The organism is Streptomyces sp. NPDC002868, from assembly GCF_055563295.1.
Window position 1 is genome coordinate 635,404 of the sequence record NZ_JBVHDR010000002.1, and the last position, 13,911, is coordinate 649,314.

A 13,911-nucleotide genomic window follows, 5' to 3' on the forward strand; every position below is an offset into this window, starting at 1 on the left:
ACCTGTCAGACCTGGGCCGGCTCGCGGTCGCCGCCCTCGGCGACGACGCCCGCGACGCGGCGCAGCTTCTTCATCGGGGCGAGCTCGGACTCGTAGACCTTCTTGACGCCGTCGCCGAGCGCGGTCTCGATGGTGCGGATGTCGCGGACCAGGCGCTGCAGGCCGCCCGGCTCGACGGAGGCGGCCTGGTCGGAGCCCCACATGGCACGGTCGAGGGTGATGTGGCGCTCGACGAAGGCGGCACCGAGGGCTACCGCGGCGAGGGTGGTCTGCAGGCCGGTCTCGTGGCCGCTGTAGCCGATCGGGACGTTCGGGTACTCGCCCTGGAGGGTGTTGATGACACGGAGGTTGAGCTCCTCCGCCTTCGCCGGGTACGTCGACGTGGCGTGGCAGAGCAGGATGTTGTCGCTGCCGAGCACCTCGACCGCGTGCCGGATCTGCCTCGGCGTGGACATGCCGGTGGAGAGGATGACGGTCTTGCCGGTGGCACGCAGGGCGCGCAGCAGCTCGTCGTCGGTGAGTGACGCGGAGGCGACCTTGTGGGCGGGGACGTCGAACTTCTCCAGGAAGGCGACGGCCTCGGTGTCCCACGGGGACGCGAACCAGTCGATGCCGCGCTTCTTGCAGTGCGCGTCGATCTGGCGGTACTCGTCCTCACCGAACTCCACACGGTGGCGGTAGTCGATGTACGTCATCCGGCCCCAGGGGGTGTCGCGCTCGATGTCCCACTGGTCGCGCGGGGTGCAGATCTCCGGGGTGCGCTTTTGGAACTTGACCGCGTCACAGCCGGCGTCGGCGGCGGCATCGATGAGCGCAAAGGCGTTGTTCAGGTCGCCGTTGTGGTTGATGCCGATCTCACCCGTGACGTAGACGGGGTGACCGGGGCCCGCGGTCTTGGTGCCGAGGGTGCGCAGACGGGACGTGCTCATGAGGGGTCGTTCCTTACTTCTCGGGGGAGTTGTGGGAGGTGGCAGGGGTGTCGGGGGTGTTCGCAGGGGTGTTGAGAGTCGGGCCGAGGAGCCAGGAGGCGATCTCGCGGATCGCCCCCTCGCCGCCGCGCGTGGCAGTGACGGCACGCGCTGCGGCACGTACGGAGCCGTGCGCACTCGCGACGGCCACGGGCCAGCCGACGAGGTTGAAGCACGGAAGGTCGTTGACGTCGTTGCCGACGTAGAGCACCCGGTCCGGCGCGACTCCGCGCTCCTCGCACCACTGCTTCAGTGCGAGGTCCTTGCGGTCGATGCCGTGCAGGACGGGGATCTGGAGCTTGCGGCCGCGGGCGGCGACGACCGGGTTCTGCTCGGTGGACAGGATGAGCAGTTCCAGGCCTGCCTTGCGCAGATGCGCGATGCCGAGGCCGTCGCCACGGTGCACGGCGACGGTTTCGTGCCCGTCCGCGTCGATGTACACGCGGTCGTCGGTCTGGGTGCCGTCGAAGTCCAGGACGACGGCGTCGACGTCGTCGCGCGTGGGCAGCGCGGAGGTGTCGAGCAGCGGGGCGAGCGCGCGGGCCCTGGCGAGGTCGTGCGGGTCGTCGACCTCGAGGACGCGGGCGGGGTCGGTACGCACCAGCGCGGTGCGGCCGAAGAAGCGGTGCCCGGCCTCGCGGAAACCGGTGGCGGACATCGCGTACGCGGCTCCCGTCTCCAGGAAGTCCTGCGGCCGGTCCTGGCGGCGCGGCCGGAAGGACTCGTCGTGGTTGACGCCGTGTCCGCAGGCCGGGGCGGCCTCGAGGAGCACGGCCGTGGAGCCGCCGACGCGCTGGGCGCCGATGGCCGCCGTGGCGGGCTGCTCGGCGCCGGAGTCGCAGCCCTGCTCGCGCCAGACGAAGCCGTGGAAGGGGGCCACGGTGACCGCGCTGTCCGCGCCGTCCTCGATGACCGCGGCGGCGACACCCTCGACGTCGGCGCGCGTCAGGAAGGGGCTGGTGCACTGGACGAGCAGGACCACGTCCACGGGCGCGCCGTGCATTGCCTCGTGCGCGTCCATCGCGTGCAGCACCGCCGCCTCGCTGGTGGCGGTGTCTCCGGCGATCGCGGCCGGCCGCAGCACCACTTCGGCGCCCGCGCCGCGCGCCGCCGACGCGATGTCCGGGTCGTCTGTGGAGACCACGACATCGGTGACCAGGCGGGCGGCGAGGCTCTCGCGGACGGCGCGTGCGACGAGCGGCACGCCGCCGACGGGGGCCAGGTTCTTTGCCGGTACGCCCTTGGAGCCGCCACGGGCGGGAATCACGGCGAGAACGGTCATCTGTGCTCCTGAGTACGGGAGTTGAGGGGAGGCGCCCGGGGCGGCGGGGGTCACAGCTCGCCCATCCGGCGGATGACGGGGGCGACGCGCTGCACGCCGTGGCGGTACGCGCCGCGCGCCGCGTTCCGCATGGCGTCGCGCACCACACGCCGTATGCCGGTGGCCTCTGCCTTCGGGGCCGCGCCCGGCCGCGGGGTGCCGTCGGGGGCCAGGTGGTGGCGGGCGAGGATGCCGGGCAGATAGCCGGGCGCGGTGGCGGGCGTGTAGTACGGCGCGATCGGCGGGAGCTCGGGCTGCTCGAGCAGTTCGGCGACGCGCTTGCGGGCGGCGTCGAAGGCCGTTTCGTACGTACCGTCCGCGGCGACGCCCTGCACCGCCAGCCAGTCCGGGTCGGGGGCGGGCCGGTGGCCGCCGTCCAGGCTGTCCCAGGAGGTCAGCAGCCCGGAGCCGAGGAAGTGGTGGTTGCCGAGCGCCTCGCGCACACCCAGGTCGCTGAGGACCGCGGTGGGGATGCGCCGGTGCAGGGACTCCAGGGCGGCCGTCGAGGAGACCGTCACCAGCAGGTCGGTGCGGTCGAGGACCTCGCCCATGTGCCCGTAGACCAGCTTGAAGTTCGGCGGCAGTCCGCCGGGCAGCTTGTCGGCGAGCTTCTGGTACGGCACCTCTTCGAGGTGCGTGGTGTGCTCGCCGGGCTTGGAGCGCAGCTTCAGCAGCACCTCGCGGTGCGGATGGAGCCTGGCGTGCTCGACCAGGCGCCGCAGCAGATAGGTGCGGTGGGCGCGGGACTCGGGCACGGAGGGCTGAGCGGCGAAGACGACGGTGTCGCGGTCGTCCGCGGCCTCGTAGGGCGCGCCGCCGAGGAACGGCAGCGCGGCCTCGGTGACGGACGAGGCGTCGGCGCCCACGCCCTCGTACACCGCGCGGAACCGGTCCGCGTCGTGCCGTGAGTTGGCGAGGACGACGTCCGCGCCGTGCCGCAGCAGCAGGCCGTCGGCGAGCTTCTCGTAGACGACGCCGACATAGCCGGTGACGACGACGGGCCTGCGGGGCAGCGCCAGCGCGGCGAGCCCGTGCAGCATGGCCTGGACGGCGCCGCCGACGAGGGAGAGCACGACCACGTCGTACGGCTCGTCCTTCATCGCCCGCAGGAACTCGTTCCCGGTCACCTCGCGCAGCTCGTCGGCGCGCACTTTGACTTCGGCGAGCTGGCGGGCCGTGGGAGTGGCCCGGCCGCGCAGCAGAAAGCCGCTCAGCTCGATGGAGTCCGGGGCGTCGGCGGGGGCGATACGACGCGCGGTGAGCGCGCCCCATTTCCACCGGGTGTCGGAGTCGGCGAGTACGGCGACCCGTACGGCCTCGCTTGTACTTGATGGCACGCCGAGGACGTTAGAAAGGCATTCCGTTTGACGGCCCAACTCGACCACAACAGCTGGTTAACAGCGCGTCTACGGTTGGCGAAAATGCCCATGAATCAAGCTGGTTAACGGACTCGCCGCCCTGCGTTCACCCGCCATCCCTCCCAGCGACAGAACGAATGCCGGGTCTCGGCCTAACCTCACGCGGGTGGTTAAGCTCTCCGTCATCGTGCCGTTCTACAACGTGCAGACATACGCCCCCGACACCCTGAGAAGCCTCCAGGCGAACGCCCGCGAGGACTTCGAATTCCTGCTTGTCGACGATTGCTCGACAGATGGGACACCGGAGATCCTGGAGCGCGCGGAGCGTGAGGTTCCGGGGGCTCGGCTGATCAGACATGAACAGAACGGCGGCCTCGCCACCGCGCGGAACACCGGCCTCGACGCCGCGAGCGGGGAGTACCTCACCTTCCTCGACGGCGACGACTGGCTGGCGCCCGGCCACTACGAGCGCCTGCTCGCGGCCATCGAGGAGCTCGGCTGCGACTTCGTCCGCACCGACCATGTCCAGTGCACGGCCAGGGCCCGCACGGTCCACCGCGTCCCGGTCGGCCGACGCGGAGAGGTGCTGCGGCCGCGGGACGCGATCCTGCCCGCCGACCGGTCGACCGGCGTCGACTACCCCTTCGCCTGGGCCGGGATGTACCACCGGCGGCTCGCGGAGCGCGGGCTGCTGCATTTCACGCACGGGCTGCGCACCGCCGAGGACCGGCCGTGGATCTGGCGGCTGCACCGCGAGGCCGAGTCTTTTGCCGCGATCAGCCACTTGGGGATCTTCTACCGACGCGGCGTTGCATCATCCCTGACACAAATTGGTGACATTCGCCAGCTTGATTTCATCCGGGCATTCGACCAGGTGCTCGAAGAAACGGCGAAGGATCCGGATTCCGCTCAGCTGTTGCCAAAAGCCGTGCGAACGTACTGTGCCGTCATTTCCCACCACTTGGGATCAGTAGAGAGGTTCGAACCCGCAGTGGCGCGGAAATTGCGTGCAATGAGCGCGGCGGCCCTGAAGCGGATGCCGCAGGACATTCTGAAGGAGGCGCTCGACTCGATGGACGTCGAGCGCGCATCGAGGCTGCGCAGGCTGCGCCGCCGCCCCGCCCCGCTCTCCGGGGAGGCAGCGGCCTGATGCGTACGACCCAGATCTTCTACGCGTCCTCGTTGTACGGGGCCGCCACGCTGGCCGCGGCGATCGACAGCGGCTGCTTCGCGACCGCCGACCGGCGCCTCCTGCTGGTCGCCAACAACGCGGCGACGCCGGAGACTTCGCCTTCCCTGGACACGATGCCCGGCTTCGAGCAGCTGCGCGGCCGCTTCGACGGGGTGCTCTCCTGGAACGAGGCGATCTCCCCTTTTCATCCGGGCGGCTGGGCCCCGCGCTCGGACGACGGCCCGCTGTGGGAGCGGTATCTGCGGATGCTGTGGGACCTCGGTGACGACCGGATCGAGCTGGCCGTCGAGTCCATCCAGGTCAACCCGGCGCTGGCGATCGCGCAGCTCTTCCCGGACGCGACGCTGGATGTGTACGCGGACGGGCTGATGAGCTACGGACCGACCCGCAGCAAGATCGACCCGCTGGTCGGCGAGCGGGTGCGCAGGCTGTTCCACCTGGACCTCGTGCCTGGCCTGAAGCCCTTGCTGCTCGCGGAGTTCGGGGCACAGCCGCAGGTCGTCCCGACGGAGGCGTTCGTCAAGGTCGTCGCCGAACTCTCCGACGCCGTCACGGATGTGGCACCCGGCGCGGGGACTGCGGCGGACGAGGGGACTGCGGCGGGCGACGGCCCGGCCCTGCTGCTCGGCCAGTACCTCGCGGCGCTCGGCATCATCACGCCCGAGGAGGAAGAGGCCCTCCACGTCCGGATGGTGCGGGGCGCGGTCGCGCTCGGCCACCGCCGGATTGTATTCAAGCCGCACCCCACGGCCCCGGCCTCCTGGACGCGCACCCTGGAGCGTGAGGCGGAGAAGCTGGAGGCGGAACTGACCGTCCTGGACCGGCCGTTGATCGCCGAAGTGCTCTACCGTCAGCTGCGGCCCGCACTGGTGGCGGGCTGCTTCTCCACCGCGCTGTTCACGGCGAGCACGTTCTACGGCATCCCGGTGGCCCGGATCGGCACCGAGCCGCTCCTCGACCGGCTCACGCCGTACCAGAACAGCAACCGGATTCCGCTGACGATCGTCGACGCGCTGCTGCCCGATCTGGCGAAGGGCGAATCGGGCGCGCAGAGGGAGGCGGACGAGACGGTGACCGGCCTGCTCAACACGGTCGGCTTCGCGATGCAGTCGCAGCTCAGGCCGGATCTGCGCGCGGCGGCGGAGAGCTATCTCAGGGGCCACCTGGACTCGCACACCTGGCGCTACTTCAAGCGCCGCCGGCTGACGGTGCTCGGTCTGCCGGGCGGGATCCCGGTGCCGCGGAACGCGGCGGTGCGCAGGGTGGTGCGGCGGGCGCGCCGCCTGAAGCGGGTGGCGCTGGGCTGAGGTTTCCCTGGGGCTCCGCCCCAGACCCCGCTCCTCAATCGCCGGAGGGGCTTATTTTCGGGGCTCCGCCCCGGACCCCGCGCCTCAAACTCCCCCAGACTTCGTCCGGGGGACCCCCACGAGGCTTGATTTGCCCGGGCATATCAAGCCCGTCCGGCGATTGAGGACACGCGCGAAGCGCGTACGGGGGTCTGGGGGCTTGCCCCCAGTTCGGGAAGTGGGGGTCCCCCCACGCCCGCCAGGGCGTAGGGGGAGGGTCGGGGACCAGGCCCGCCGCAGGCGCTAGCCCAGCAGCACCGCCCCCACCCCCGCCACCACCGCCGCCAGCCCCACCTCGAACCCCGCATCGCGCCCCGCGAACATCTCCTCGCCCGCCGCCGCGGCCAGCGGGTACTCGGCCAGCCGCTCGGCGCGCGCCGCCAGGTCGTAGCCCTCCGCACCGGTCGCCGGGTCCGGGCCCATGGCCTGTTCCTCGATCACGTAACCGATCGTGTAGCTGTACGCGGTGAGCCAGGCGCGCGCGGCCGCCGCCGGGGTGAACCCCGTCCCGGTGAGCATGCGCAGATTCGCCTCCATCGGGCCCGCGTAGCTCATGTCGGTGAAATGCGTGCCGCTGTAGACCTTCGCGCCGTCGCGGTAGCGCAGCAGGTGCTCGCGCAGCCCTCGCATGGCCGCGGCGAGGCCCTCGCGCCAGTCGGCCGGCGGGGCCGACTCCTGCATGTCCGCCGCCATCCGCCGCAGCATCTCGGTCGCCATCTCGTCGAGCAGCGCCTGTTTGTCCTTGAAGTGCCAGTACAGCGCGGGGGCTTTGACGTCGAGCTCCTTGGCGATGGCGCGCAGCGTCAGCCCTTCGAGGCCCACTTCGTTGAGCAGGCGCAGGGCGGTGCGCGCCACCCGGATCCGGTCGAGTCGTTCCGTAGCCACCTTGACAATTTAACAGCGTTAAGCGCATCCTCCGAACCATGGAACTTAACAGCGTTAAGGAAGCGAAGGACGTGGACGTCCTCGTCGTCGGGGCCGGGCCCACCGGGCTCGCTCTCGCCTGCGATCTGGCCCGCCGCGGCGTGCGTACCCTCGTCGTCGAGCAGTCGGACGCGCTCTTCCTCGGCTCGCGCGGCAAGGGCATCCAGCCGCGCACCATGGAGGTCTTCGACGACCTCGGGGTCGTGGACGCGGTCCTCGCATCCGGCGGCCGGGCCCCGGTCGGCATGATCTGGCAGGACGGCGCCAGGCAGGGCGAGCACGACATGTTCGAGCGGCCCGCGCCCTCGGAGGCCGAACCGTATACAGAACCCTGGCTGCTCCCGCAGTGGCGCACCCAGCAGATCCTGCACGCGCGCCTGACGGAGCTGGGCGGCAGCGTCGCCTTCTGCGCCGCCCTGACCGGGATCAGGCAGGACGCGCACACAGTGACGGCCCGGCTCTCGACAGGGGAGGTCCACGCGTCGTACGCGGTCGCCGCCGACGGCGGCCGCAGCACCGTGCGCCGGGCTCTCGGCATCCCGATGACCGGCGAGGACGTCGACCCGGCGCCGATGCTCGTCGCCGACGTCCGCATCCCGTCGCTGGACCGTCTGAGCTGGCACATCTTCCCCGGCGACGGCACCGGCCACCTCGCCGTCTGCCCCCTGCCGGGCACCGACGACTTCCAGCTCATCGGCCAGTTCACCGAAGGCGAGCCCGACACCTCGCCCGCGGGGATACGGGCGCTGGTCGCCGCCCGCAGCCATCTGGCCTCGGACGAGGTCACCGAGGTGCTGTGGACATCGGACTTCCGGCCGCGCGCCGCCATGGCCGACCGCTTCCGCGAGGGGCGTGTGTTCCTCGCGGGCGACGCCGCGCACATCCACTCCCCCGCCGGCGGGCAGGGCCTCAACACCAGCGTCCAGGACGCGTACAACCTCGGTTGGAAGCTGGGCCAGGTGCTGCGCCACGGCGCGCCCGAGGCGCTGCTCGACACCTACGAACAGGAGCGGCTGCCCGTCGCCGCACAGATGCTGGGCCTGTCCACCCGCATCCACCGCGGCGAGGAGCAGCGCGGCGCGGCCACCATGCAGCTCGGCCTGGGCTACCGCGGCGGCCCGCTCGCTTCAGGAGGCACCGTCGCCGACGGCGCACTGGAGGCGGGCGACCGCGCCCCGGACGGCCCGCTGCCCGGCGGGACCCGGCTGTTCGACCTCTTCCGCGGCCCGCACTTCACGCTGCTCGCGATCGGCACGGACGCGGAACTTCCGCCGCTGGACGGCCAGTTGGTGCACGTACACCGCATCGACGCCTACGAGCCGTACGGAAAGGGGCTCTTCCTGGTCAGGCCCGACGGCCATGTCGGCTGGGCGGGCGAGTCCGCGGCGGGGCTGACCGAGTGGCTGGAGCGGGTCAGGAGCTGCTGAGCGAGAGCTTCACCGCGAAGCCGAGGAACAGCGCGCCGGCCGCCGACGTCGCTCCCGCCGACAGGCGCTTGCGGCGGCGGAACGCAGCCGCAAGGTGGGTGCCGGTGAAGATCAGCAGGGTCAGATAGAGGAAGCTCGCCAGCTGCGCGAGCACGCCGAGCACCACGAAGGACAGCGCGGGATAGGCGTAGCCCGGATCGACGAACTGCACGAAGAAGGCGATGAAGAAGAGGATCGCCTTCGGGTTGAACAGGCTGATCACAAAGGCCCTGCGGAAGGGCCGCTCGGCCGCGGAAGCACCGTCCGCGGCCGGCTCCTCGATCGTCCGCTCGCGCCGGGTGCGCCACATCGACCAGGCCGCGCGCAGCATCCCGATCGCCAGCCAGGTCAGATAGCCGGCGCCCGCGAACTTCACGATCCCGAAGAGCACGGCGTTGGCCTGGAGCAGCGAGGCGACGCCCGCCGCGGACAGCACCATCAGCACGGTGTCGCCGCACCACACACCGGCGGCGGCCGTATAGCCCGTGCGCACACCACGGCGTGCGGCGACCGAGACCACGTACAGGGAGTTCGGCCCCGGCAGCAGAATGATCAGGACAAGGCCTACGAGATAGGTCGGCAGATCGGTAACACCCAGCATGAGGCGGAGTGTCGCACGTGGGTACGACACTCCGCCTTTGCGTTCCGTATCGCGGAATGAGGCGTGCCGGATCCGCTCAGAACGCATCCGTGGGGACGTAGGTGCCCCACACCGCGCGCAGCGCGTCGCACACCTCGCCCACCGTCGCCCGCGCCTTCAGCGCGTCCTTCATCGGGTAAAGGACGTTGCCCGTGCCCTCCGCGGCCTTCCGCAGCGCGGCCAGCGCCGTATCAACCGCCTGCTGGTCGCGCTCCGCCCGCAGCTTCGCAAGCCGTTCCGCCTGCTGCGCCTCGATCGCCGGGTCGACGCGCAGCGGCTCGTACGGCTCCTCGGCATCCAGCGTGAAGCGGTTGACGCCGACGACGACGCGCTCGCCGCTGTCGGTCTCCTGCGCGATGCGGTAGGCGCTGTGCTCGATCTCGTTCTTCTGGAAGCCGTGCTCGATCGCGCTGACCGCGCCGCCCAGGTCCTCGACCCGCTGCATCAGCGCCAGCGCCGCCGCCTCCACGTCGTCCGTCATCTTCTCCACGACATACGAGCCGGCGAACGGGTCGACGGTCGCGGTCACATCCGTCTCGTACGCGAGGACCTGCTGCGTACGCAGGGCGAGCCGGGCCGACTTGTCCGTCGGGAGCGCGATCGCCTCGTCGAAGGAGTTGGTGTGCAGCGACTGCGTGCCGCCGAGCACGGCCGCGAGCCCCTGGACGGCCACCCGCACCAGGTTCACCTCGGGCTGCTGCGCGGTCAGCTGCACACCGGCGGTCTGTGTGTGGAAGCGCAGCATCAGCGACTTGGGGTTCTTCGCGCCGAACTCCTCGCGCATCACCTTCGCCCAGATCCTGCGCGCGGCACGGAACTTGGCGACCTCCTCCAGGATCGTCGTACGGGCGACGAAGAAGAACGACAGGCGCGGCGCGAAGTCGTCCACGTCCATACCCGCGGCCACGGCCGTACGGACGTACTCAATGCCGTCCGCGAGCGTGAACGCGATCTCCTGCGCGGGCGAGGCCCCGGCCTCCGCCATGTGATAGCCGGAGATCGAGATGGTGTTCCACTTCGGGATCTCGGCCTTGCAGTACTTGAAGATGTCGGCGATCAGCCGCAGCGAGGGCTTGGGCGGGAAGATGTACGTGCCGCGGGCGATGTACTCCTTGAGCACATCGTTCTGGATGGTGCCGGTGATCTTGTCCGCGGGGACGCCCTGCTCCTCGCCGACGAGTTGGTACAGCAGCAGGAGCAGCGCGGCCGGCGCGTTGATCGTCATCGACGTGGAGACCTTGTCCAGCGGGATCCCGTCGAACAGCACCCGCATGTCGTCGAGCGAGTCGATGGCGACACCGACCTTGCCGACCTCGCCGTGCGCGATGGCCGCGTCCGAGTCGTGCCCCATCTGCGTCGGCAGGTCGAAGGCGACGGACAGGCCCATGGTGCCGTGGGCGATGAGGTCCTTGTAGCGGGCGTTGGACTCGACGGCGGTGCCGAAGCCCGCGTACTGGCGCATCGTCCAGGGACGGCCGGTGTACATCGTCGGGTAGACGCCGCGGGTGAAGGGGTACGAGCCGGGCTCGCCCAGCTTCTCGGCCGGGTCCCACCCCTCCAGTGCGTCCGGCCCGTAGACCGGTTCGATGGGCAGTCCCGACTCGGACTCGCGCGCCATGATGTGTGCCTCCACTGAAGCTACTCGCTGGTAACCGACTCTCGCGACGGACTGTAGCGGCGGGCCCGGTACGGGTGGAGGGCCACGCGCTGGGACCTTCCTCACAGCTTCTTCCCCATAATGCGCGGGATTGCGCAACCGGGCAGAGCGGGAATCTGTCTCATGAGGCACAGGAAATACAGGGGGGACGTACATGCTTCGGAAAGCCGTCATACATAGAGCTGTCATACGCAGAGCTGTCATACGCAGAACCGTCATACGCAGAACGCTCGCCGCGGCCGCCGTACTGGCCGTGACCACCGGTTGTATGGCGCAGGCGGCCGTCGGCCGGCCGGCGGCCGACGCAAAGCCGGGCAGCACCGCGCCCGCGCCGGGCGACACATCGACGCCGACGCCTTCCGCGTCTGACCCGGGCACGCCGTCGGCGAAGCCGAGCGAGTCCGCCACGACCGCGAAGCCCGAGGTCCTGATGGCGAGCGGCTCGAAGAGCGAGCGGGTGCGCGAGCTGCAGGCCAGGCTGGCTCAGATCGGCTGGTTCGACGACACCCCGACCGGCACGTACGGTCCGCTGACGGTTGCGTCCGTCAAGGGCTTCCAGGGCAAGCGCGGGCTGCCGACGACGGGCGACACGGACGCCGTGACCTGGCAGAAGCTGCTCGCCATGACGAAGAAGCCGACGCGCGACGAGCTGAACGGCAGGACCGTCAACAAGCCGTCGGCGAAGCTGGACCCGCGCTGCAAGACGGGCCGGGTGATGTGCATCAGCAAGACCACCCGCACGCTCTCCTGGGTGATCGACGGCAAGGTGCAGTCGACGATGGACGTGCGCTTCGGCTCGCAGTACACGCCGACGCGTGAGGGCGCCTTCAGCGTCTTCCAGAAGTCACGGCACCACGTCTCGTCGATCTACCACACGCCCATGCCGTACGCGATGTTCTTCAGCGGCGGCCAGGCGGTGCACTACTCGGCGGACTTCGCGGCGCGGGGCTACAACGGCGCGTCGCACGGCTGCGTCAATGTCCGGAACGAGGGGAAGCTCGCCTCGCTCTTCTCGCAGGTCCGCAACGGTGACCGCGTGGTCATCTATTGGTGAGCGCGAGGGGTGAATGTGGCGCGGGCAGGACCGGGGGAACGTGTCCCGCCCGCGCCGTTTGCGCCGAGCCGTAGGTACGGGGGGAACCCCGGCTCTGGCGCAGCCGATGACCAGTCGGCTCACTCTCTACTGCGCCGTGGCTTCAAAAAACGTCACACCTGGACGGCCGAAAATCGTCACTGCCGGGAAATCGCAGGTCAGAAGCCGTTAAGGGCAACGCCGGACGTAGGCAGGGATGCACTTTCGGACGGCAGGGGCGCGGGCTCCGCGGGCAGTGGCGTCCAGGAGACGGGCGGCAGGGAAGCGCCGCCCGAGTGGCTCTCCAAGGCGGGGGCGCCGTGGCCCTTCCCGTCGTCGTCACCGCTGTCGCCGCTGTCGTCGTCGCCGCCACCGCTGTCGCCGCCACCGTCGCTCTGGCCGCTGTCCTTGGTGTCACCGCCGAGCAGCTGGTCGCAGAAGCGCTCCACCCGGCCCGCCCCCTTGGCCGCCTCCTCGAGCTGCCGCTTGCGGTCGGGGGCGATGTGGCCACTGCGGTAGTCGCGACAGGCCTCGACCGACTTGCGGTACGACTCGGCGTTCCGGTCGGGGGACTTGTCGTCCGGGTCGCCCTGCCGCTTGCCCGAGCCGCCGTCCGCGCCGCTTGACGGGGCCGGCTGCTCGCCGCCCTCACTCGCCGGGGGTGACACCGGCGGCGTACTGGGCGAGCCCGAGATCGGCGGGGGTGCGACTGTTCCCCCGCCGGTCTGCGACTCGGAGACCAGCGGCCCCGGGGTCGCGGCGGCCGAGACGGAGGACGCGGGCAGCGGATCGCCGCCGAAGGGCGACCGCAGGAAGCCCGTGCTCGCGGCGACGGCGACGCCGCCGAGCGCGCAGCCGGCCACCGCGGCGACAAGCCCGAAGCGCACCGGGCGGGCGAAGATCGTGCGGGGTGCGCGGTGCGTGGAAGCGGGGCGCGTGGAAGGGGCGAGACGTACGGCCCCGAGCATGTCCCCCGCGGGCACGTCGGCGTCCGCCCTGGACTTCCGGAAGGCGGCCAATGCGGCCGCCTCGCCGGGCATTTCACCGCCGTCCAAGTAGCCGGAGTGGCTGGGTCTGCCCATTCCGTACAGCTCGCGGGACAGTCGCGCGGCCTGGATACGGGCGTGTTCGTCGGCAGCCTCGACCGGTTCACCGCGCAGCAGTCGCTCCGCCGCGTCCCTGTCAAGCCACTCGTACCGCTCGTCGGCCATCACATGTCCTTCTGCGTCCGCAGGCGTGAATGCGTCACACCGGCGGGTGCCGTCGCGCCCGGTCGGGGGCCGCGCTGCGGCGGTACGCCGTTCAGATCCGCGCGGTCGGCACCAGGGTGTACGTGGTCCGCTTCGCCGCCGTCCGCGCTGAGGGCCGGCGCGGTGTCCTCGCTGAGGGTCGGGGCGGCTTCCTCGCCCAGCAGCTCGGCCAGCCTCTTCAGCCCGCGGTGCGCAGCGGTGCGTACCGCGCCGGGCCGCTTGCCCAGCGTCTTGGCCGCGCTCTTCGCGTCGAGGCCGACCACGACGCGCAGGACGACGGCCTCGGCCTGGTCCTGCGGCAGCTGGGCGATGAGGGCCATCGTGTTGCCGGTGGCGAGAGCCTCCATGGCCTCGTCCGCGGTGTCCGAGTCGGCGGCCTTGCCGGTGAGCTCGGTCTCGTCGCCCCCGACGGCGGGGCGACGGCCGCGCATGCGTATGTGGTCGAGGGCGCGGTTGCGGGCGATCCGTGCGGCCCAGCCGCGGAAGCGGTCCGCGTCGCCGCTGAACCGGTCGAGGTCGCGGGCGATCTGCAGCCAGGCCTCGGACGCGACGTCCTCGGCGTCCGGTTCGCCTACCAGAGTGCGTACATAGCCGAGCAGCCGCGGGTGCACGGCGCGGTACACAGTACGGAAGGCGCTCTCGTCCCCGTCCTGTGCCGCGAGCACCGCGGCGGTCAACTCCGCGTCGTCCCCCAGCACTACCCCAACCTGTCCTGAA

12 protein-coding genes are annotated in these 13,911 nt (G+C 70.9%); 4 read left to right on the plus strand and 8 right to left on the minus strand.

Translation table 11 applies throughout. The annotated features are described in order from the left end of the window. Positions 1-5: 5 nt before the first annotated feature. The 3 genes from ACZ3H8_RS08840 to ACZ3H8_RS08850 are packed head-to-tail and all read right to left on the minus strand — an operon-like array spanning position 6 to position 3,626. On the minus strand, positions 6-929 hold the full coding sequence (locus ACZ3H8_RS08840; RefSeq protein WP_307661529.1) for an N-acetylneuraminate synthase family protein: 924 nt from the start codon (positions 927-929) through the stop codon (positions 6-8). A gap of 13 nt (positions 930-942) precedes the next feature. Then, the gene (locus ACZ3H8_RS08845) at positions 943-2,250 is read right to left on the minus strand and encodes a cytidylyltransferase domain-containing protein (RefSeq protein ID WP_467399182.1); all 1,308 of its coding nucleotides are present in this window, start codon (positions 2,248-2,250) and stop codon (positions 943-945) included. A gap of 50 nt (positions 2,251-2,300) precedes the next feature. Next, positions 2,301-3,626, minus strand: coding sequence for a DUF6716 putative glycosyltransferase (locus tag ACZ3H8_RS08850; RefSeq protein ID WP_467399184.1), 1,326 nt, complete (start codon positions 3,624-3,626; stop codon positions 2,301-2,303). A gap of 187 nt (positions 3,627-3,813) precedes the next feature. Between ACZ3H8_RS08850 and ACZ3H8_RS08855 the strand changes: the two genes are divergently transcribed. Both ACZ3H8_RS08855 and ACZ3H8_RS08860 read left to right on the plus strand, forming a co-directional pair. After that, complete coding sequence (locus tag ACZ3H8_RS08855) at positions 3,814-4,797, plus strand: glycosyltransferase family 2 protein (RefSeq protein ID WP_467399187.1); 984 nt, start codon at positions 3,814-3,816, stop codon at positions 4,795-4,797. Beyond that, positions 4,797-6,146 carry an alpha-2,8-polysialyltransferase family protein gene (locus tag ACZ3H8_RS08860; RefSeq protein WP_467399189.1) on the plus strand — a complete coding sequence of 450 codons (1,350 nt, stop codon included), beginning with the start codon at positions 4,797-4,799 and terminating at the stop codon, positions 6,144-6,146. Before ACZ3H8_RS08855 ends, ACZ3H8_RS08860 begins: the two co-directional genes overlap by 1 nt. A gap of 282 nt (positions 6,147-6,428) precedes the next feature. Here the strand turns inward: ACZ3H8_RS08860 and ACZ3H8_RS08865 are convergent, their stop codons facing one another. Continuing rightward, positions 6,429-7,070 carry a TetR/AcrR family transcriptional regulator C-terminal domain-containing protein gene (locus ACZ3H8_RS08865; protein ID WP_467399192.1) on the minus strand — a complete coding sequence of 214 codons (642 nt, stop codon included), beginning with the start codon at positions 7,068-7,070 and terminating at the stop codon, positions 6,429-6,431. Positions 7,071-7,108: 38 nt separating this feature from the next. Here ACZ3H8_RS08865 and ACZ3H8_RS08870 point away from each other — a divergent pair, with 38 nt between their 5' ends. Continuing rightward, positions 7,109-8,536 (plus strand): FAD-dependent oxidoreductase, encoded by a 1,428-nt coding sequence (locus ACZ3H8_RS08870; RefSeq protein WP_467399194.1) that lies wholly within the window; start codon positions 7,109-7,111, stop codon positions 8,534-8,536. Here the strand turns inward: ACZ3H8_RS08870 and leuE are convergent. Beyond that, a complete protein-coding gene (gene leuE / locus ACZ3H8_RS08875; RefSeq protein WP_467399196.1) occupies positions 8,523-9,176 on the minus strand; it encodes a leucine efflux protein LeuE in 654 nt (217 codons plus the stop codon). The two genes, ACZ3H8_RS08870 and leuE, sit on opposite strands and share 14 nt — an antisense overlap. A gap of 76 nt (positions 9,177-9,252) precedes the next feature. Then, entirely contained in the window at positions 9,253-10,833 is a 1,581-nt protein-coding gene (locus tag ACZ3H8_RS08880) for an acyl-CoA mutase large subunit family protein (RefSeq protein WP_467399199.1), read from the minus strand. A gap of 193 nt (positions 10,834-11,026) precedes the next feature. Here ACZ3H8_RS08880 and ACZ3H8_RS08885 point away from each other — a divergent pair, with 193 nt between their 5' ends. Continuing rightward, complete coding sequence (locus ACZ3H8_RS08885) at positions 11,027-11,926, plus strand: L,D-transpeptidase family protein (RefSeq protein ID WP_467399202.1); 900 nt, start codon at positions 11,027-11,029, stop codon at positions 11,924-11,926. 197 nt (positions 11,927-12,123) lie between these two features. Here ACZ3H8_RS08885 and ACZ3H8_RS08890 read toward each other — a convergent pair whose 3' ends face one another. Continuing rightward, the gene (locus tag ACZ3H8_RS08890) at positions 12,124-13,155 is read right to left on the minus strand and encodes a hypothetical protein (RefSeq protein WP_467399204.1); all 1,032 of its coding nucleotides are present in this window, start codon (positions 13,153-13,155) and stop codon (positions 12,124-12,126) included. After that, positions 13,155-13,892 (minus strand): RNA polymerase sigma factor, encoded by a 738-nt coding sequence (locus ACZ3H8_RS08895; RefSeq protein WP_467399207.1) that lies wholly within the window; start codon positions 13,890-13,892, stop codon positions 13,155-13,157. Before ACZ3H8_RS08895 ends, ACZ3H8_RS08890 begins: the two co-directional genes overlap by 1 nt. Between the last annotated feature and the right edge of the window lie 19 nt (positions 13,893-13,911).